The organism is Bacillus sp. BACIII (assembly GCF_057836745.1).
The window spans coordinates 967097-985449 of the sequence record NZ_CM174437.1 but is presented as its reverse complement, the minus strand read 5'-3'; the positions used below and the strand labels follow the sequence as shown (position 1 = coordinate 985449).

At 44.0% G+C, this 18353-nt stretch carries 22 protein-coding genes and 1 riboswitch; of the genes, 9 read left to right on the top strand and 13 right to left on the bottom strand.

All coding sequences use genetic code 11. The features are described from left to right. Nucleotides 1-25 precede the first annotated feature (25 nt). Both ACXN9U_RS05195 and ACXN9U_RS05190 read left to right on the top strand, forming a co-directional pair. A complete protein-coding gene (locus ACXN9U_RS05195; protein ID WP_489202251.1) occupies nucleotides 26-331 on the top strand; it encodes a DUF948 domain-containing protein in 306 nt (101 codons plus the stop codon). Nucleotides 332-395: 64 nt separating this feature from the next. Beyond that, nucleotides 396-1157: a hypothetical protein gene (locus ACXN9U_RS05190; RefSeq protein ID WP_060962623.1), complete on the top strand. Its 762-nt coding sequence runs from the start codon at nucleotides 396-398 to the stop codon at nucleotides 1155-1157. A gap of 31 nt (nucleotides 1158-1188) precedes the next feature. Here ACXN9U_RS05190 and ACXN9U_RS05185 read toward each other — a convergent pair whose 3' ends face one another. Genes ACXN9U_RS05185 through ACXN9U_RS05175 form a run of 3 tightly spaced genes read right to left on the bottom strand, consistent with a single transcriptional unit; the run spans nucleotide 1189 to nucleotide 4969 of the window. Continuing rightward, the gene (locus tag ACXN9U_RS05185; RefSeq protein ID WP_489202250.1) at nucleotides 1189-2436 is read right to left on the bottom strand and encodes an RbtT/DalT/CsbX family MFS transporter; all 1248 of its coding nucleotides are present in this window, start codon (nucleotides 2434-2436) and stop codon (nucleotides 1189-1191) included. A gap of 37 nt (nucleotides 2437-2473) precedes the next feature. Further along, entirely contained in the window at nucleotides 2474-3949 is a 1476-nt protein-coding gene (locus tag ACXN9U_RS05180) for an FGGY-family carbohydrate kinase (protein ID WP_489202249.1), read from the bottom strand. A gap of 18 nt (nucleotides 3950-3967) precedes the next feature. Beyond that, nucleotides 3968-4969, bottom strand: coding sequence for a 2-hydroxyacid dehydrogenase (locus ACXN9U_RS05175; RefSeq protein ID WP_060962621.1), 1002 nt, complete (start codon nucleotides 4967-4969; stop codon nucleotides 3968-3970). 121 nt (nucleotides 4970-5090) lie between these two features. Then, a riboswitch (SAM riboswitch) is annotated at nucleotides 5091-5183 on the bottom strand. Between the two features lie 146 nt (nucleotides 5184-5329). Here ACXN9U_RS05175 and ACXN9U_RS05170 point away from each other — a divergent pair. Both ACXN9U_RS05170 and ACXN9U_RS05165 read left to right on the top strand, forming a co-directional pair. After that, entirely contained in the window at nucleotides 5330-7384 is a 2055-nt protein-coding gene (locus tag ACXN9U_RS05170) for a molybdopterin oxidoreductase family protein (protein ID WP_060962620.1), read from the top strand. Between the two features lie 83 nt (nucleotides 7385-7467). Then, entirely contained in the window at nucleotides 7468-7752 is a 285-nt protein-coding gene (locus tag ACXN9U_RS05165; protein WP_060962619.1) for a hypothetical protein, read from the top strand. Nucleotides 7753-7797: 45 nt separating this feature from the next. On the opposite strand, the gene ACXN9U_RS05160 is transcribed toward ACXN9U_RS05165, so the two are convergent. Continuing rightward, the gene (locus ACXN9U_RS05160; RefSeq protein ID WP_060962618.1) at nucleotides 7798-8022 is read right to left on the bottom strand and encodes a hypothetical protein; all 225 of its coding nucleotides are present in this window, start codon (nucleotides 8020-8022) and stop codon (nucleotides 7798-7800) included. A 177-nt stretch (nucleotides 8023-8199) separates the two neighbouring features. Here ACXN9U_RS05160 and ACXN9U_RS05155 point away from each other — a divergent pair, with 177 nt between their 5' ends. Both ACXN9U_RS05155 and ACXN9U_RS05150 read left to right on the top strand, forming a co-directional pair. Then, complete coding sequence (locus tag ACXN9U_RS05155; RefSeq protein ID WP_060962617.1) at nucleotides 8200-8778, top strand: MarR family winged helix-turn-helix transcriptional regulator; 579 nt, start codon at nucleotides 8200-8202, stop codon at nucleotides 8776-8778. Continuing rightward, on the top strand, nucleotides 8771-9052 hold the full coding sequence (locus ACXN9U_RS05150) for a hypothetical protein (protein ID WP_060962616.1): 282 nt from the start codon (nucleotides 8771-8773) through the stop codon (nucleotides 9050-9052). The genes ACXN9U_RS05155 and ACXN9U_RS05150 overlap by 8 nt, the downstream gene beginning before the upstream one ends. A gap of 37 nt (nucleotides 9053-9089) precedes the next feature. On the opposite strand, the gene ACXN9U_RS05145 is transcribed toward ACXN9U_RS05150, so the two are convergent. The 6 genes from ACXN9U_RS05145 to ACXN9U_RS05120 all read right to left on the bottom strand — a co-directional run bounded on the left by ACXN9U_RS05145 (nucleotide 9090) and on the right by ACXN9U_RS05120 (nucleotide 14146). Then, entirely contained in the window at nucleotides 9090-9554 is a 465-nt protein-coding gene (locus ACXN9U_RS05145; RefSeq protein ID WP_060962615.1) for an SMI1/KNR4 family protein, read from the bottom strand. A 13-nt stretch (nucleotides 9555-9567) separates the two neighbouring features. Beyond that, nucleotides 9568-11367 (bottom strand): T7SS effector LXG polymorphic toxin, encoded by a 1800-nt coding sequence (locus ACXN9U_RS05140; RefSeq protein ID WP_060962614.1) that lies wholly within the window; start codon nucleotides 11365-11367, stop codon nucleotides 9568-9570. A gap of 331 nt (nucleotides 11368-11698) precedes the next feature. Beyond that, a complete protein-coding gene (csaA, locus tag ACXN9U_RS05135; protein ID WP_060962577.1) occupies nucleotides 11699-12031 on the bottom strand; it encodes a chaperone CsaA in 333 nt (110 codons plus the stop codon). Between the two features lie 68 nt (nucleotides 12032-12099). Next, nucleotides 12100-12810: an AraC family transcriptional regulator gene (locus tag ACXN9U_RS05130; RefSeq protein WP_060962576.1), complete on the bottom strand. Its 711-nt coding sequence runs from the start codon at nucleotides 12808-12810 to the stop codon at nucleotides 12100-12102. A 50-nt stretch (nucleotides 12811-12860) separates the two neighbouring features. After that, entirely contained in the window at nucleotides 12861-13427 is a 567-nt protein-coding gene (locus ACXN9U_RS05125; RefSeq protein ID WP_060962575.1) for a TetR/AcrR family transcriptional regulator, read from the bottom strand. Beyond that, entirely contained in the window at nucleotides 13427-14146 is a 720-nt protein-coding gene (locus tag ACXN9U_RS05120; RefSeq protein ID WP_060962574.1) for an MBL fold metallo-hydrolase, read from the bottom strand. The genes ACXN9U_RS05125 and ACXN9U_RS05120 overlap by 1 nt, the downstream gene beginning before the upstream one ends. Before the next feature lie 224 nt (nucleotides 14147-14370). Between ACXN9U_RS05120 and ACXN9U_RS05115 the strand changes: the two genes are divergently transcribed. Next, nucleotides 14371-14892 carry a CcdC protein domain-containing protein gene (locus ACXN9U_RS05115; protein WP_060962573.1) on the top strand — a complete coding sequence of 174 codons (522 nt, stop codon included), beginning with the start codon at nucleotides 14371-14373 and terminating at the stop codon, nucleotides 14890-14892. A 29-nt stretch (nucleotides 14893-14921) separates the two neighbouring features. Here ACXN9U_RS05115 and czrA read toward each other — a convergent pair whose 3' ends face one another. Next, complete coding sequence (czrA, locus tag ACXN9U_RS05110) at nucleotides 14922-15254, bottom strand: Zn(II)-responsive metalloregulatory transcriptional repressor CzrA (RefSeq protein ID WP_060962572.1); 333 nt, start codon at nucleotides 15252-15254, stop codon at nucleotides 14922-14924. A gap of 191 nt (nucleotides 15255-15445) precedes the next feature. Between czrA and ACXN9U_RS05105 the strand changes: the two genes are divergently transcribed. Beyond that, nucleotides 15446-16111, top strand: a complete 666-nt coding sequence (locus ACXN9U_RS05105; protein ID WP_060962571.1) for a lysozyme family protein — start codon at nucleotides 15446-15448, stop codon at nucleotides 16109-16111. 63 nt (nucleotides 16112-16174) lie between these two features. Here ACXN9U_RS05105 and ACXN9U_RS05100 read toward each other — a convergent pair whose 3' ends face one another. Next, nucleotides 16175-16711 carry a DUF420 domain-containing protein gene (locus ACXN9U_RS05100; protein WP_060962570.1) on the bottom strand — a complete coding sequence of 179 codons (537 nt, stop codon included), beginning with the start codon at nucleotides 16709-16711 and terminating at the stop codon, nucleotides 16175-16177. A 144-nt stretch (nucleotides 16712-16855) separates the two neighbouring features. Continuing rightward, entirely contained in the window at nucleotides 16856-17638 is a 783-nt protein-coding gene (locus ACXN9U_RS05095) for a VLRF1 family aeRF1-type release factor (RefSeq protein ID WP_101605456.1), read from the bottom strand. 189 nt (nucleotides 17639-17827) lie between these two features. Here ACXN9U_RS05095 and ACXN9U_RS05090 point away from each other — a divergent pair, with 189 nt between their 5' ends. Beyond that, nucleotides 17828-18331: a hypothetical protein gene (locus ACXN9U_RS05090; RefSeq protein ID WP_395941011.1), complete on the top strand. Its 504-nt coding sequence runs from the start codon at nucleotides 17828-17830 to the stop codon at nucleotides 18329-18331. Nucleotides 18332-18353 lie beyond the last annotated feature (22 nt).

The window sequence follows — 18353 nt, the reverse complement described above, 5'->3', positions numbered from 1 at the left end:
AACTGAAAAAAGGAGTGAAAAGCAGATGATGATCATTTTGTATATCAGTGCTGCCGTTGCGGCTGGCGCCTTGGTTTATTTAGCCGTATCAGCCGTGCGTTTTAAAAGAAAGACAGCGCCTGATATAAAGAAGATTAACGCCACGGCAGCGTCCATGCAGACGTCCGTTGAAGAAATCAAAACAGAAACCCGTCTGTTATCACAAAAGCAGAAAGAACTGCAGGAAGACTTTCTCACTAAAAAAACAGCCGTGCAAACGACGGCTGCCGAAGCAAAAGGAACGCCTCATGTTCTGAAGATGCTCTGGAACGCCGGTAAAAGCGATTTATGAGCCTGCATGCCATCCGCCGTTTTTGCTGACACTAAGAGAATGAGCGGGTTCAAGGAGGCATAATATGATTTGCAATCGTGAGCGGCTTGCACATTTTTCGCGCCAGCTTAAAGCATTATCATCTTCGGGAGGATTTACAAAATCGGATTTGCTGACTCCGGAGTTCCATTTAGCAAAGGACGGAGATCTGGATATGTATTATTCGCCTCATAATGAGTATATCAACCCTCATGCTGCAGTTGTCATCTCCGGAATTACACCCGGTTTTTTTCAGATGCAGCGGGCTTACAAAGCAGCGGCACAGCTTTTAAAAAACGGCGAATCTCTTGAGGTGGTTGCATATGAAACAAAAAAAGCGGCCGGGCTTTCCGGTTCAATGAGGCAGCACATGATCGAAATGCTTAATGAATGCGGTCTGCCGGCCGCGTTCCGAGTTGAGAATTCATCCTGTTTATTTGGTGCAAAACGGGAGCTGCTTCATACGACATCCGTTATCAAACACCCTGTTTTTTATCAACAGAAAAACTATACGGGACATCAGCCGCCCATCAGCAGGTCAGCTCTTCTCAGCCGTTATGCGCTGAAATATTTTCCGGACGAAATAGAAATGATGAAAAAGGACATTCTGCTCGTCCCTCTCGGAAAAGCAGCAGAATCCGCCTGCCGCATGCTGAAAAAGAACGGGAGGATGAATCATGCGGTCATTTTGGAAGGCTTCCCGCATCCGTCCGGCGCAAACGGACATCGTTTCAAACAATTTCACGAAAACAAACAATCGTTACGTGAACAAATTCAGCGCTTTGCCGGGTTTCTTCAGAAGCTGTAAAAAACGCCCCCGAGCCTTCGGGGCGTTTCTGTTAAGAAGCATATTCAGGCAATGATTTATCGTGTTTTGCCGTTTTTTCTTCAGGTATTTTGATTTGATTTGTCAGGATTGCACTTGCGAAATAGAGCGCCGCGAAAATCCATACTACGCCTTGTGCGCCGACAAGCCCGATAAACGCCCAGGCAAGCGCGGGGCCGACAAATGCCGACAGGCCCGCGGCCAGATTTAACACAGACATGGCAGCACCTTTATCACTGCCGGCCGCTGTCGGCACGATAGCTCCGATCGGAACGAATCCGGCCAGAAGCCCTCCCCAAATAAAGCCGACAATGCTGACGAAAAGCAAGTTCCCATGTGATACAACAGGAGCATAATATAATAAAAGGGTAAAAATGCCGCAGCCCGCTCCCCCGAACCACATGACAGTCTTTTTCCAGCCGAACGCATCGCCGACTGCACCGAAGATTAAGTTAAAGACGATATTGCCAAGAAAGATCGTGCCCCAAATCTGCAGCCATACATTTGTAGAAATGCCGTGCTGCCCCATATGCATTGTGAGAAATACCGGAAATCCGTATGTTCCGATACTGTTGATGATCCGAACAATCCCCCCTGAAAGCACACGCGGATTTTCAGCAAGGATGGTGATTCCTTTCATTAATTCCTGCACCTTTTCCTGTTTACTTGCTTTTTTCTTTTCAAAGCGGTCCCTATTTAAAATCAAAGCAAAAAACGCGCCGAGGCATACCCAAAAAATCGAACTCCACAGCGTATTCAAATAGCCGAAAGATTTGATGGCCCAGCTCGAATACCAGGCTCCGAATACAAACATGCCGCAGCAATAAGCAATCCAGAACCAGCCGACCGCCGTACTGAGCTTGCTTTTCGGCGACCGGTAAATCACCCATGTCAAAAAAGAATAGGCAAACAGCGGATAGCCCAGCCCTTTAATAAAATACGTGACATACATCACCGGCAAATTAAGATTTTCAAATCCGTATGCGATAAACGCGGATGTTCCGATAACGTAAAATAACAGCCCCATAAACATTGTCCGCTTTGCGCCGAAGGCTTCGAGACAGACGCCTGAAAACCAAGACGCCACAGCGAGAGCAATACCGTAAACCGTAAACAGGGATGCTGATTGCTGTACCGTCAAGCCGTTTTCAACTAAAAACGGGCTGAGCCAGCCTTGTTCAAGGCCGTCCCCCATCATAAACAGCACGACCCCTAAAAATCCCCAGGCAAGCTGTTTCGGAATTCCTATTTTATTAAGCATTTTTTGTTCCTCCTCAGCAATCTTACATGTTGTCATCTCATCCCCAAGTCAGGCTTTCACCGCTGGGCTGAAAATGCGCAAATAATTTTTGCGTATGTTTCCATTCTTCATATAGGAAGAGATCCGTCTGATCCGATTCCGGTTCAATTAGCTTTGTGCGGTTCGAAAGTTCTTCTTTCACACCGAGAGCCTCGTTGCAGATCATCGCCGCCCCCATTACGGATGCCTGGCTGAAGCCTTCTCTCTTATAAATCTTCTTTTGCAGAAAGTTAGCAAGAAACTGTGTCAACGATTCACTTTGGAAACCCCCGCCGCACACCTTCACATTTTGGGAAAAGGAAGTCACTTCTGTTAACGCCTCATAGTTCCATTTGATTGAAAAAGCGATTTCCATCAGAGCGGCTTTGACAAAATGCGCTCGGCTTAAACTTTGGGACAGCGGGGCATCAAAAATAAATCCGCCTTTTGCGAGTGCGTTTTTCTCAGGCGATAAATAGGAGCCTAACGCAGAAACACAAGCTTGATCATGTTTCGGCAGACTGGCGATTTCCCGTTCCATGACGCTGTAGGATTCATTCGGATAAAAAATGGATTTTAATTTTTGATAATTGAGTCCCGTTACACCCGGATTCGTTTCAAGAAGCCATTGACCTTCTTCTGTATGGCAATTCAGCCATGCATTCTCTAAACTTTCGGTTCCGGTCTCCGCTGTTATCTTTGTAATCGGCGTCGTTGTGCCGGATACGATGACGATATCTCCGGGCTTTGCATCTGCACTTTTGATGGCAAGCTGTGTGTCTCCCCCGCCTGCAATTACAGGCACTCTTTCAGAAAGACCGAGAACCGCCGCTTTCTTAAACGTTAACATTCCGACAACCGTCCCAGATCGGACGAGTGAAGGAAGAATGGCAGAAGGCACCCCGAAGATGCTGCATAATTTCTCCGACCACGCCTTTTTCCTTACGTCAAACAGCAGTGTTTCAGCGGCCTGTGACGGTTCATAGCTTAAAACTCCGCTCAGCTCAAATGTCACCCAGTCACTGATGCTTGTGATGTACTTCACTTCTTTCCATAATAACGGCTGTCTTTTTTTTAACCCGACAAGTTTCATGGCAGAAAATAAAGCGCTCGGAAGGCGTCCGGCGCGCTGGTGCACTTCTTCTTTTAACTCGATCGCTCCCTCCCATTCGCGCCCTCTGTTATCAATGTTAGGCAGACCGAGAAATGCCTTTTTTTCTTTATTAATCAGAACAATTCCCTGCCTCTGGCTTGTTGAGGTGATTCCGATTAATGTAATATGAGGGCTTTTGGCAATAGCCTTTTTTGCCATAGCGCTGATTTGCATCCATAATCTTTCCGGCGAGAAATAACGGCCGTCCGGATAAAGCGGATCCGTCACATATTCAATGTCTTCCCTTTCCAATGCTGTCACGTCGCCGCCGGCAGTCACAACCGCGACTCGCGCATTCCCCGTCCCGATGTCAAATACAAGGTAGCCTTTTTGTTCAGCCATTACAGCCTCCTCCTTTTTCTATCCTTCCATCTCAAGATCTCTTTTGTTATAAAGTTCACGTATTGAGCAGAGCTGATCTTTTTTCCATTTGAAAAGCGCCTCATTTAAAATCCTCACATGATGATCCTCCACCTCAAATGTTGCGCCCGCTAAATGGGGAGTCGCGAACACATTCGGCAGTGAGATCAATTCATAATCAGAAGATTCAGGCGGTTCGTGATAAAACACGTCAAGGATCGCTCCTTTAATCCGCCGTTCTTTCAGCACCCGCAGCAGCTCTTTTCTGTCTGTAACCGCCGCTCTTGATGTATTGACAAAAACAGCTTCTTGCTTCATCAATTGAAAGTGCCGGGCGCCGATCAGGCCGATGGTTTCTTCGGTGCGCGGCAAATGAACGGAGACAATATCACTTTCAGAAAATACCCGTTCAATCGTCGTTTTTTCATACTCCCGGTTCTCATGATTGACAAAGGGGTCATAGTACAGCACCTTGCAGTCAAAAGCCGTCAACAGCCGGGCGATTCTCTGTCCGACAGCTCCGAAACCGATAAGGCCGACTGTTTTCCCCGTCAGCTCATTTCCCCTGAATTTGACGTAAGCCTGCAAATAATCACCATTCCACTTCCCGTCCTTCAGCCACTGATGAGAAGAATACGTGTGGCGCAAAAACGAAATGACATTTCCGATAAACATTTCAGCAACAGCCTGGGCATTGCGGGCCGGTGTATAGAAGACAGGGATTTTTCTTTTAGTCGCCGCCGTGATATCCACATTAGACGGCATCCCTCTGCAGACGCCGATAAAAGCGGAATCCGGCAATATATCAATCACTTGCTCTGATACCTTATCAAGTTCGGTAATAAGCCCCGACGCGTTTGTCTCTTGAATCATCCGGATTAATTCATCTTCCCGATAGGCCCGGCCGTGCTTCTTCCACGGCAGGTGCACAGTCCGGCCGAACAGATCTGTCAGCTCCTTCAGCCCCTCGTCGTGATAGGGTGCGGTAATTAAAACCGTCATGGTGCAAAACATCCTTTTCACATAAATTTTTTCACAAAAAAATCTCTTTCCCCGAAGAAGGAAAGAGATTCATATACCGTCTTTATCCGCTTGAAGCGCACAAATATGTATAGACCATTCTTTCCTATCTTTCAAGCATACGCTTGCTGGAATTGGCACAATAAATGTTGCCGAGGTTTCATAGGGCCAGTCCCTCCACCTCTCTTGATAGAAAATAAAATGATGAAATTGTCAGACTTTTAAAAGAATAAACTCATCATAGATAAGTCTTTCCGTGATGTCAACACTTTTTTTCTGAATTGACGATCTATTTCGAAATGTTATAATGCTTACAATATAAAAAAAGAGGAGAAATGGGCTATGAATTCTGCTGCAAAACAGCCAAATGGGGTCTTTAAGTCGGTGTGCTCACTGGACTGTCCCGATCAATGCGGCTTACTTGTGACAAAAAAGGACGGAAAAATCGTTAACATTCAGGGAGACCCGGATCACCCCGTCACATCAGGGAATATTTGCAACAAAGTCAGACACATGGCTGAGCGCATTTATGATGAAAAACGCTTAACCGTCCCGTTAAAACGGATCGGCGAAAAAGGCGAAGCCGTGTTTGCGCCTATTTCATGGGACGAAGCAATCAATACGATCAGTGCGCGCTGGAAAGAGCTTATTGCCGAAGAAGGAGCGGAAAGCATTCTCCCGTACAGCTTTTACGGTAATATGGGAAAACTGGCGGCAGAGGGAATGGACCGCCGTTTTTTCCACCGACTCGGGGCGAGCCAGCTCGAACGGACGATCTGCAGCAAAGCCGGATCTGAGGGCTATAACTATACAATGGGAGAAGGCGCAGGTACTGATCCGGAAGAGACCATACATGCAAAGCTCTTTATTTTTTGGGGAATCAATGCCGTCAGCACGAATATGCATCAGGTCATGATTGCTCAAAAAGCCCGGAAAAAAGGAGCTAAGATTGTCGTTATCGATGTACATAAGAACCAAACAGGCCGGCTTGCCGATTGGTTTATTCCCATTCGCCCCGGCACAGATGCCGCACTCGCTCTCGGTATCATGCATGTTTTATTTGCCGAGAACCTTCACGATGAAGCATTTCTCACAGAATACACCGAAGGCAGTGAAGAATTAAAAGCGCATGTCAAACAGTATGATCCGGAAACGGTTTCTGTTATGACAGGCGTTAAAGCAGACGATATCAGACGCCTTGCGAGAATGTACGGGGAAACCTCCCCTTCCCTTATCAGAATCGGAAACGGCATTCAGCACCATGACAATGGCGGTATGATCGTCCGCACCGTCGCCTGCCTTCCGGCTGTGACAGGACAGTGGCTCCGCACCGGGGGAGGCGCAATCAAGCACAACAGCGCGGTATTAAACTATAACAGACAAGCGCTCCAGCGGCCTGATCTGCTTTACGGCAGGAAGCCAAGATCATTTAATATGAACAGGCTCGGAAGCGTTCTTTTAGAAACAAAACCGCCCGTGCGCTCCTTGTTTATTTACGGAACCAATCCCGCGGTAGTTGCGCCGGAAGCGAATAAAGTCAGAAAAGGCCTGCAGCGGGACGATTTATTTACAGTCGTTCACGATCTGTTTTTAACGGAAACCGCCAAATATGCGGATATCGTTCTCCCTGCTGCATCCGCTTTTGAAAACACGGATTTTTACACGTCTTACTGGCACCATTTTATTCAGCTGCAAAAACCGGTGATCGAACCATATGGGGACAGCAAATCGAATACGGAAGTGTTCCGTTTGCTTGCCGGGGCGATGGGCTTTACCGAGCAGGAGCTTCAGGATTCCGATGAAGGATTAATCAGACAGGCGCTGGACTTTCCCGCCAATCCGTATATCGAGGATATTGATTACGATTCGCTTTCATCCCATTCTTTCATGAGAGCGAAACGGAAAAAACCGCTTTTTCCGGGCAAGCTCAAGACGCCGAGCGGAAAAATTGAGTTATATTCTGAAAAGATGAAACAGGACGGTTATCCGGCGCTGCCGACGCACATCCCTCTTGAGAGCGATGATAATTTCCCGCTGTTATTTGTCCCGGGACCGAATCATAACTTTTTAAATTCGACATTTTCGAATAATGAAAAACACGTAAAACTGGAAAAAGCGCCAAAGCTTTTTATTCATTCAAAAGATGCTGAGTGCCGGAACATCGAAGACGGAGAAACCGTGAGAATTTGGAACAACCGCGGCGAATGTGAATTGACAGCTTCAGTCGGCGAACAGGTGCTTCCCGGCGTTGCAGTCAGCCAAGGTCTTTGGGCCGACGCGGATGATAAAAAACAGCTGGTCAATTCACTCACTCCCGATCGGCTTGCAGATATGGGCGGAGGCGCTGTTTTCTTCTCCGGAAAGGTGCAGGTGGAAAAGATCGGAAAGCAAAAATAAGCTCCCCCGCTCTTACTGAAGGTGAATCCTTTCGGCGGATTTGACCGTATAAAACATAATGACTTTTATTGGAGGTTTGCTGTATGGATATCATTACGGGCATTGGCATCGCTTTAGCAGGATATTTCATAGGAGACGGATTAAAAAACTTTAAATCACCTGATCCTCATGAACACACTGACCAAATTCTCGTTAAAGAAAAAGACTTACACTATTATATTGGCTATTATTTAGGAGTGACTAAGGAAGAAGCAAAACATATCGTGCCTGACACTTCCGACATTCCGCATATCACCAGAAACGGGAAGCGGTATGTACAGAAAACTGCATTAAGAGAATGGCTGACTTCCATGCTGGAAAAAGAATAACAGCTGCCGTGAATAGCGGGAAGAGAGTTCTTCTCTTCCCGTTCATTAAGATTTGCCCCCCTGCCTCTCTTCAACCCCAAACACACGACAGATATCGTTCTTACTTAACGAAACATCCCCTTCTTTGGATTTCAAATAAAACCCTTTCGTATATAACCGTATGACTTCCTCGTATGCAAGCTCATGACGAAGGAGCGCCATTAAACGCCCGTCTTTTTCATCCTGTTTATTGAACCATTCATACTGTTCTGACCAGTTCACTTTCTGCATGTCAAACACCTTCTCGCATTTATTATACTTATTTCACCTTTTGAAAACACTCCGACTGCCTGTGACATTTGTAAAACAGCCATACCTCCCCCCTTTTAGTCACCAAGTTGACTTATTTCCTATTTCGATGTATATTGTAATTGTCAACATGGTGACAATTTAGATTGGAGATCACTTATGGATATTAATTTACTAATGAAAGAACTGCATTTTATGCAACAAAGTTACGCATCACTGTTTTCGGTCGTCAATAAGGTGCAAACTCGCGGAGACGAATACTTAGACATGTTGACTTCACGACAGCACATGACTCTTATCGCTATTGCCCATTTACCGACGGAAGATACCACACTTATGAATATCGCTAAAAAGCTGGGCACAACAAAACAAACCGCTAACAAATTAATTTCAAGCCTTGCGAAAAAAGGATATGTTCGCACTGTATCAAGTAAACAGGATAAACGTGCAATCAATATTGAGATTACCCCTGAAGGAACAAAAGCGTTAATTTCCTGTTCAGAAAAATCCACCTATTTTTTAGCGGATATGTTTCATGAGTTCACAACTGAAGAAGTTGAAACATTCTGGAGGCTATTGCAAAAACTTTATCGTTTTGATGGTGAAGAACAGGATGGTTTTGAAGAAAATGCACATTTGAAAGTTGAAGACCAGGCTCAATTCATCTCAGATGGCTATGAAGAAAAAATCATGGCTGAATTTTCAAAACGGCGATACGGGAGTGGAGACGATGAATAATATGCTTTATCGAAAAGTAAAAGAGGCAGAGAATAAGATAAAGGAAAAAAGCTATGAGCTGAAAGATAAAATTGATCAATTTATTTCTCATGCCAAATATAAAATTGATCGCAAACGCAAACTGGACCGAGCCGGCAATTATATATCAATTGCCATTGGACTCTTTATCCTAACTGCCTCGTGGCTGACCGAAACACAATGGCTGCTTTGGATAGGTGCCGCGAGTATTTTGAGCAATGCCTGTCTGCTCATTGTAAATCCTGTTAAAGAATAAGCCTGAAAAAAGCTCTCTAAAAGAGAGCTTTCTTTTATTAATCGTCCCAGTCTTCATCTTCTTCCCAGTTTTCTTTCATATCATGAAGTCTTTCATAAAAGAACTTTATAAAATGGGCAGAATTAAGTTCTTTATAGCCACCGAATTCACTCCAAATAACAACTGGACATTCTCCTTCACTGTTGATTTTATTGGTATCTAAGCAATACCCAAAAAAATCAACATGTTCTATGACTACTAAGCCACTTGGCAACCCCCTATATTCATGATATTCCCTGGTTGTTTCTACAACTGAAGCACCGCCAAAATCATAGCCTAATAAATCGATTCCATAAACCCCGCCAGAACCATAGTTTCTAAGAAACCATTTGTAGCTATCTGGCAGCGCGACTTGAAGATCTTGCTCAATTTTTAAAATTTTATCTTCTCCAACCCCACCCGTAAAATCTTTTTCTTTTGCATTATCTGCTATGAATTCTTTTACTTTCAAATAAAAATCCATTGTTTATAACCCCTTATTCTTTCTCATATTGTTTTGCTCTCCACTTCCAATACCTTGTCTTAAAATTATTGTACTGTTTCTCCAGGTAAACATCATTCCTGAAGCTTTCTCCATTACCTTTAAGGCCATGTATTACGTCGCTATACTTTGTATGTAAACTATTAGGTATCTCAAGCAACGGTCCACTTTCTTCTTGTATGAGGTGATGTAAGTTAATCTGTGTTCCGTCTTTAGCATAAGGAGACTTACCATCTTTCATTAATTCCAGGTTGGTTTTTCCTTTTGGAGTTTTTTGATTAATATCAATGTCATTTAAGGTATAGACTCTACGGCTTACATCTCTAATTTGTCCTTTAACTTTTACTTTGCCGTCTATTTCAAAAACACCGTACTTTTCTTTATTTAACCAAGGAAGGTTTACTTCTTGACCGGTAAACGGCTTTCTCGTTCCATCCGGGATTTTCTTTGCATTGGTCAAAAGTTCATTTTTAAGGTTTTGGCTGTCTACCACATTGTATGGTACGTTATCAGCTAGAGCAAGTTTGTACTTCGGATGATAGGGAAGCAGATCTGGAAGGTTTACATCCTTAAGTTTCTTCCCTGCCTGTCCTGCCTTGTTTATGACCTTCCCCGCCGCATCAGCCTTGTTAACGGCTCCTGCGCCTTTCGTTCCGACTACAGCCACAGCTGCTGAACCAATTGCATATGTCACCCATCTTGATCTGGAGTAAGCATCTCCGTTCACCATATCTTTTTGATACGATTCCTCAATAGCTGTTGAAATGGCATTATAAGTGTTAATCGGATGAGCAACTGCCCCTACGATACCTTCAACAACTTCATCAGGATTGGTAATCAGCTGCCATAAACCGGTTAACGCGTCTTTCCCAACATCATATAAACCAACGCCGGCTCCTTTTAAAATATCCCAAGTCACTTCCCCTGCTTCTTCCATCTGTTTTGCTTGTTCAAGCTGAATGACATATTGTTGCTGGGACGATTCAAGATTCTCGTACCCGATCTTCTTCGCAACCTCTAAGTATTCATCCGGATCAGTTACTCCATCAGCAAGCTTTTTCTTTAGATCCTTGATTTCCCGCTCTTTCGCTTCTTCCTTCTTCATTGTCAAATAAGCATCTGAATGTCTTGCAATCTCGCCTTTTTTCTTATGTATGTCACTTTCTCTGTACGCCTTAGCGTTATAGTGAAGTGGTGTTGCGTTTTTCCCTTTTCCCGTGGCATTTTGGAGCTGTTGAAAATCTGCTTGAATGAAATGTTCATTTGCCTCGGTTTCTGCATATTCCTTCGTTAGATCATGATCGAGCTTTCCGAGCTTGTGTATGGTATTGTCCCGTTTCTTGTCTGCTGAATCCAGCTTTTGATCGACATCCTCTGTTGAGAAAACCTGCATAGGGACAATATCGCTTATCTCGTTAAGAATATCCCTCATTTCATTCCGCTGTTCTTGCATGATGGCTTTTGATTTATTCTTCGCATGAATCAACTCATGTTCTAAAAATGACTCTTCCACAAACGAATCGACTAATCCTGCATCAGCTACTTTTCCTGAGATACTGTTTAGAAAAGCAATCTTCATATCGATCAGATCAAGCCAGCTGTCTGTGACACCAGCGTGATCTTGGAAGAATGCTTTGATGTTATCAGCACCTTTACCTGAAAACTCACTGTCATCTAAATCAGCCATTCCCTGAAAAGCTTTCCTGAGATTGATAAATTGGTCTCTAACCTGATTGTATTGTTTTGCCCGCTTTTCTGCAGCTGAAATGAACGAGGCTGCTTCAAATATCTTCATTTACGTCTCCTTTCCGCTTCTTCCCGTCTAAATTTTACCATAGGATATAAGATAAGCTGAACCTCTTTCATTTGTCGCACTGTTTTATGCAAGATCATAGAATTTGAACAAAACCTTACACCAAGTAGTCATGATGATTAGCAAAACAAAGCCAGATATAACATATATATATAAATCTCTTGCATTTCTACAGCCGCCATGCTATATTCATATAGCGATGAGCTGAATTGTGTAAGCCGATGCACATGCCCTTGCGGCGCACACGAATGTGGCGTGTGGTGTATCGCCTCAATACGCAAAAGACGTTTGCTTCTGCAAACGTCTTTTTTTATTATCCGATTTTCGTTCCGTTCGGTACGGTCTGCTCAGGCGTAAGCAGGACGACGTCTCCTTTTTCCGGGATGCCGCCGAGAACGAGCACCTCTGACTTGAATCCGGCGATCCGCCGCGGCGGAAAGTTGACAATAGCGGTAACTTGCCTGCCTGTTAAATCACCTGGCTCATACCGTTTTGTAATTTGGGCGCTTGATTGCTTTATGCCGATTTCTCCGCCGAAATCTATCGTCATCTTAATGGCCGGGACCTTTGCTTCCGGAAATACTTCTGCTTTTACGACCGTTCCTATTCTGAGATCAAGCTTCATAAAATCTTCGATGACTGCCATATCAAAAACTCCTTTTTTACAATCATGATACCAAAAAAAGACACAGTTTATTTAACCGGCCTTTGGGCTTATTTATCTGTTTGAAAGGTGTTTCGATAGGCGCGCGGCGTAATTCCCTTATGTCTGACAAACCATCTGGTAAAGGAAGACAAATTTTGAAAGCCGACCTCATGACTGATGTCTGTCAGCCGGCATTTTGTTTCAATAAGCATTTGTTCCGCTTTCTTCAGACGGAGCTCGGAAATATAAGCTTGCGGGCTTTTCCCCGTCTGACTTTTAAACCAGTCTGAATAATAAGCCGGGTGGTAATGTTCGATTGCGGCAAGCTCTTTAATAGTAAAAGTCTTTGAGAGATTTCGGCGGATATATGTGATTGAATCATTTGTACGGCTTTCTTGTATCTTTTCAGCAATATATTCTGCGAGCAGACTCAATGAATGAGACGACTGCTGCTTTGCCTCTTCTGTCAGCAGAAACCGGATCGAAGTCCAAAAGGAATCAAGCTTATTGATCACACCGGGGTCAAATGGGCCTTTTAAAAAGTATGCCGGCATGTCAAGAACGAGACATTCATTTCGCTCCAAAGAACGGAACCGGTGTTCATGTCCTGGCGGAATATACAGCATTTGATCCGGTTTTAATCTCACCTCACGTCTTTCTGTCTCCAAGTCCAGCTGTCCTTCGAGAGGAAAGAGCATTTGACAGTATGTGTGAACATGGGAATCAAAAATATGTGAATAAGTGCGCCGCTCACAAACGATGTTCTGTAATGAATCCATTTGCCCCTCCTTTAGAATAATCTGTTCCGTTTTTAGTTTACATAATAATATTATTGTTTATCTAGTTGTAAACCTCTTAAAAAAGCAACAACGGCAAACTTCCGGCTTTCCTTAATTGATTCAGTCAATTCAAATGCACTCTGTTTCCGAAGCGCAGCAAAACCGTGAAGCAGGCTTCTCAGTCCTCTTGCGGCATGGATTGCGTTTTCGGGACGTGCATAACCGTTTGCTGTCAGCAGCCTGACAACAAGATTCACAAGCCGGCTGGACAGATTCTCCATTCGGCCGTCTTTTATTTTTTGAAATGTTGCTTCATATAATCCGGGATTGGCTTCAGCGAAATTGATATAGGCATCAGCAAGTGAAAGCATGGCCCTTTCACCTGTCAGTCCTTCTGAGGATGCCGCCATGTTTTCATATAACATGGTTAAACCGGAGACGGCCAACTCTGTCTTAATTCCTTGAAGACCATTGACAAAATTATATAGGGAAGGCGGTTTTACGTTTAAGGACTTTGCCACGGCCGCAAGCGTCACTTCATTCAGCCCTTTTTCGTCAGCGATGCCTGCTGCGGCTCTCAATATCATGTCCAGGCTCATTCCGACTCTCGGTGACATTATAATCGGCCTCCCGGCAGGCTTCGTTCGGCTTCATCAGCAGCCTCAGCCATCATTTCAGCAGGATGATAGAGAACATTTCCATGACCGGCGGCCAGACAGCTTGGTTGATGAGCGATAAGCGTTCTTGCTGTTTTTACAGCAACTTCTTTATTCCAGGTGGCAAAGGCGGGAAACGGAAATCTCCATTTCAGCTTTCCTGAAACCGCAAGGCCGCCCCGTACTTGAAAGGCATCTCCGACGATCAGCATATCATCTCTCAAATCTTTAAAAGCAAGACTCCCCGGCGTATGACCGGGAGCGGGAATGACAAGCAAAGATCCGATCCGCTCGCCGCCTTTCAACAGACGATCAGGTTCGGTCTGAATATTTTTCGGCACTCCTCCCTTTATCGGCGTTTGTGCTTCATGCTCAATTAATGAAGTGTCACCTTTCAGCAAGAAAGAATCACGTTCAGAAATACAGACATCAGCATCCGGAAATTCCGCAGATAATGAGTCAAGCGAACCGATATGATCTCCATGCGCGTGGGTGAGCAATATGGTATTCAGCGGTTTCCCAAGCTGCTGCAAAGCTTGTTTGATTCCTTTATGGCTGTTGGGAAGGCCGGCGTCAATCAGGGTTACCCCTTCTTCCTCCTCAACCAAATAACAATTCACCGGGAAAAGCGCAGGAAAAAAGGTCAGCTGCCAAACGTTTCCGTATTGTAAAATTCTCATCAATATCCCCCTAAAACTAATGTTATTAGTTTCATTATAACTAATACCGTTAGTTTATCAAGCATTTTCCGTTTAAATCTTGAAAAAGGCGCGGGCGCTTCTCTCATGCCAAAAAAAGAAACACGCATACTGTGATAAAAGATGCTTTCAGCCTGCGAATAATTCAGACTACTAAAACCAGCCGGATAAGCATACACTACTCAACGGAGGGGGAGTTCCACATCATGCATATCACACTTCAAAGCATCTGCCCTGTCTTAATGATTGCCTTTTTTCTGTATAAAAAGGTGAAACGGTCCGTCGGCTTTCAGCCTTTGAAACCCCGCTGGCTTTATACAAGAATGATTTTATTTTCATTGCTGGCCGCCGCTCTGGCGTTTTTCAGCATCACACACCCGGCTTTATACGGGTATCTTATATCCGGCACTTTTTGCGGCTGGCTTCTGGTTCTGTTTGCCAAACGAAACATTTCTTTTGAAGAGCGCCGCGGAAAAATGTATTTTCGGACTCATCTGTGGATTGAACTTATTCTATTAACGTTATTCCTATCGAGATTTGTTTATCGGGTTATTGAAATTTACCGGGTCACAGCGGATTTTACCCATCCGGAGGCATACAGCCAAACGGTCGGCGCCGATCCGCTGACCATCAGTGTCTTTTATTTCATCGCTGTTTATTACAGCGGCTTCTCTTTTTATGTTTTAAAAACGAGCAGAGACCAGACAAATAACAGTCAATATGGCTGACATCCCTGCCTAAAAAGCAGGGATGTTTTTTAATCGTGCCGCGTATGATGAATCATTTGCTGAAGCACATCTAACACATGTTCATCCTCAGGAGAATAATAGATGGATGTTCCTTCTCTGCGTGATTTGACGAGGCGCAGATTTTTAAGAAAACGCAGCTGATGAGAAACGGTAGACTGCAGTAAATTCAGCTTTTCTGCGATATCATTTACCGCGTGCTCACCCAGTGACAGCAAATGGAGAATTCTGATTCTGGTCGGATCAGACAGCGCCTTAAAAGTCTGGGCAACCAAAAATAATGTTTCCTCATCTAAATCGATAGCGGGGTCATTCGTGTTTCCGGATTCGTGAAATTCAGTCATATACCTCACCCTTCTTTTCTCAAGTAGCCCAATTATACCAAATGTCAATTGATGCAGATACATCCTGCGCCTGACAAAAGAACCGTTATTTTAAATTTATGTTTCAAATACGGGTTTCTGCTTGGTTTCGCGCATTCATCTGTGTCATAATGAAAAAGTCATAATGCTCCTGAAATTGAGGGTGAAACACAGTGGAGAAAAAGAAAAAAGGCTGTTTCGCTGCTGCGGGTCTTATGATGATATGTGTTTTTGTCATGGTGTCCTTCTTTCTCATCCTGTTATTTTCAAATAATGAATGGCTCAAAAGTCTTCCGTTTGATGTCAAACCGATCGTGCTTGAACGGCTGACGGATTACAAACCGCTTGTGGAGGACGAGCTGGATGAAAAAGGGCTCACTAGATATACATCGCTGGTACTCGGCATGATATATCAGGAGTCAAAAGGAAGAGGAAATGATCCCATGCAGTCTTCAGAATCTCTGGGTTTAAAGCGAAATCAAATCAAAAACCCTCAAACCAGTATCAAACAGGGAATCAAACAATTCACTCTCATGTACCAAACAGGCAAGAAAAAAGGCGTAGACTTGGATACGATTATACAAAGCTACAACATGGGAGCCGGCTATATTGATTTTGTGGCTGAACATGGAGGATCGCATACTGAGGAACTGGCAAAACAATACTCCGAGCAGCAGGTCAAAAAGAATCCGAAACTTTACACTTGCGGAGGGAACAAAGGCAATTTCCGTTATCCCTACTGCTATGGTGATTACACGTACGCAGAAAAAGTAAAAGCAAAAACAAAAACCGTTGAACAATCCTTAAATGTAACAACACTTGAAACGCTTGAAGAGTAAAAGGCGCCCTGTATGAGGCGCCTTTTTTTCAATAGAAAAAAACCGCGCGAAGCACGGCTTTTTTTAATAATACGGCGATATCATTAAGTATACAATGACACCCGTCAGACTGACATACAGCCAGAGCGGCATCGTCCATCTGGCGATTTTTTTGTGGCGCTCCACCTGCATGCTGAAACCTCTGATCAGCGTAAACAGCGCAAGCGGCACGATGATGGCGGAAAGGCAAATATGCGTAATCAAAATAAAGAAATAAATCCCCCGAATGATGCCGTGGCCGCCGAATAAAGTATTCTCAGCTATCGAGTGATACACGACATAGCAGATCAAAAACAGCAGAGTCGTCGTAAACGCCGCTAAAATAAAGCGTTTATGCGCTTGAATATTTTTTTGCTTAATCATAAAGAGCGCTGCCAGCAAAAAGATAAAAGTAAAGCTGTTAAAAATGGCATTTAACATCGGCAGAATATGAATATTGGCAATGCTGACCTGACCTGATTTCGGCATAAAAAACAGCACCGCAATTAACCCGTTGATCAAAACGGTCAATGTCAGCACGATACCGGTATAACTTTTAGGTTTGTTTTCTGTCTGATTCATCTTATGACCTCTCTCAATTTTACTGACTATCCAAATGGTATGAGAATTCAGCTTTGATGTCAACGGTTTCGCCCGCTTCGTCAGAAATTAGACAAACTTAAGCCCTAAAAAGACCGGGCGTTTGAGGCCCGGCCTTTTGTCATATTAAGCTTCCTTCAACAGTTCTTCTATCACCTTATGTTCGTTTTCATTCAACAGATTTTTTGGAATGATCCGATCAATCGGTTTGTTCATATGCTGATCGAGAATATCGGCTGTTTCCTTATCCCCCGCGATTACGAGGCGCTCCCATTTATGTGATGCGGCCTTTTGATCAAGGTTTGAAGCCAATCGTTTATACAGCCTGTTTTGATTTTCTTCGACGTGGGCTTTAGCAGCATCTTCGGCCATTGATGCGGAGCTCTCGCTTACATCCTGCGGTTTCCAGGATTCATTGATGACGTCGTATTGATAATGCTCTACACCTTCAATTTTTCCGAGTACGGTTTCGATAATCTTCACTTCATTTTGCTGGGTGAGAATAAAAGCCGTGCTCGGATATTGTTCACGGAGAAGTTCCAATTGGTCAAGGACGGCCGTTTCTTCCCAATAAAACCGTGTTTCGACAGGCACCTGCAGCTCAATCGTCTCCCAAATACCGCTTTCTCCCGATGCAAAAAATACGAGACTTCGCGGCATTTCTTTACCGAGCCCATCGATATATTGATAGACACGTTCCATGATGCGGACGAGGGATTTTTCTTCTTTTGGATCACTGACAGTCAGATACTCCTTTAATCTCCGAAAACCGGTTTTTAAAGCGATTTTCCACTCTCCCCCCTGCTGATCCGGATTTCTCATATCCGTATTTACATATAAGGAAAGTATTTTATCAGGAGATTCCGTCATGACGTACTTCAATTTGCCGATGAGTGAATCAATTGCCATCATAGATTCCTCCTTTTTCCGCTGTTCCCTGTTCCTTTCCCTATCCCGGCCTCCTTAAAAACGTCAATCTGCATATATACGGCAGACTTTTCTAAAAAAGTTTTTGCAAAACCCATTTACAAACCAAGACATCATTTACTACAATGGATACTTGTGTTTGACTAAGACGTTTTACGCTGTGAAAGGAGTATGATTTTGTTTACTGCAGAAGAAAGAGATCAGAAAGAGCTGGAAAAAGAGCTTCATAAGCTTGAATTTCAGATTTTCAGAATGCGGGAGAATCTGATAGATGTATCAAAAGACGCGCGAGTGCTTGGTATTGATCAATCGAACAATGACGATTGGATCATTGTTTCCTCGATTGATGATGGCCAAACATGTAAGATTATGCTGACTGACTGTGAATCAGCCTACCGGGGAAGAGGATGTTTTTCACTGATTGCTTCCTATTATGAAAATGCCATTCATATCGGGGACATTAAAGGCCCGCCGAACCACGGCTACGGTTCGATCTGCATGAAATTTTTAAAACATATCGCCAGGGAGCAGAATATCCCGAAAGTAACGGGCGACATCGCTAAGCGTGATTGGGATCATGTCGACAGACTCGTTCATTTTTATGAAAAGCATCAATTTGATGTCTGGATTGACAAGGATACACAATCAGGCGGCATTAAATGGGTCGACCTGTAAAAAAGTGATAGAAAAACCCTCT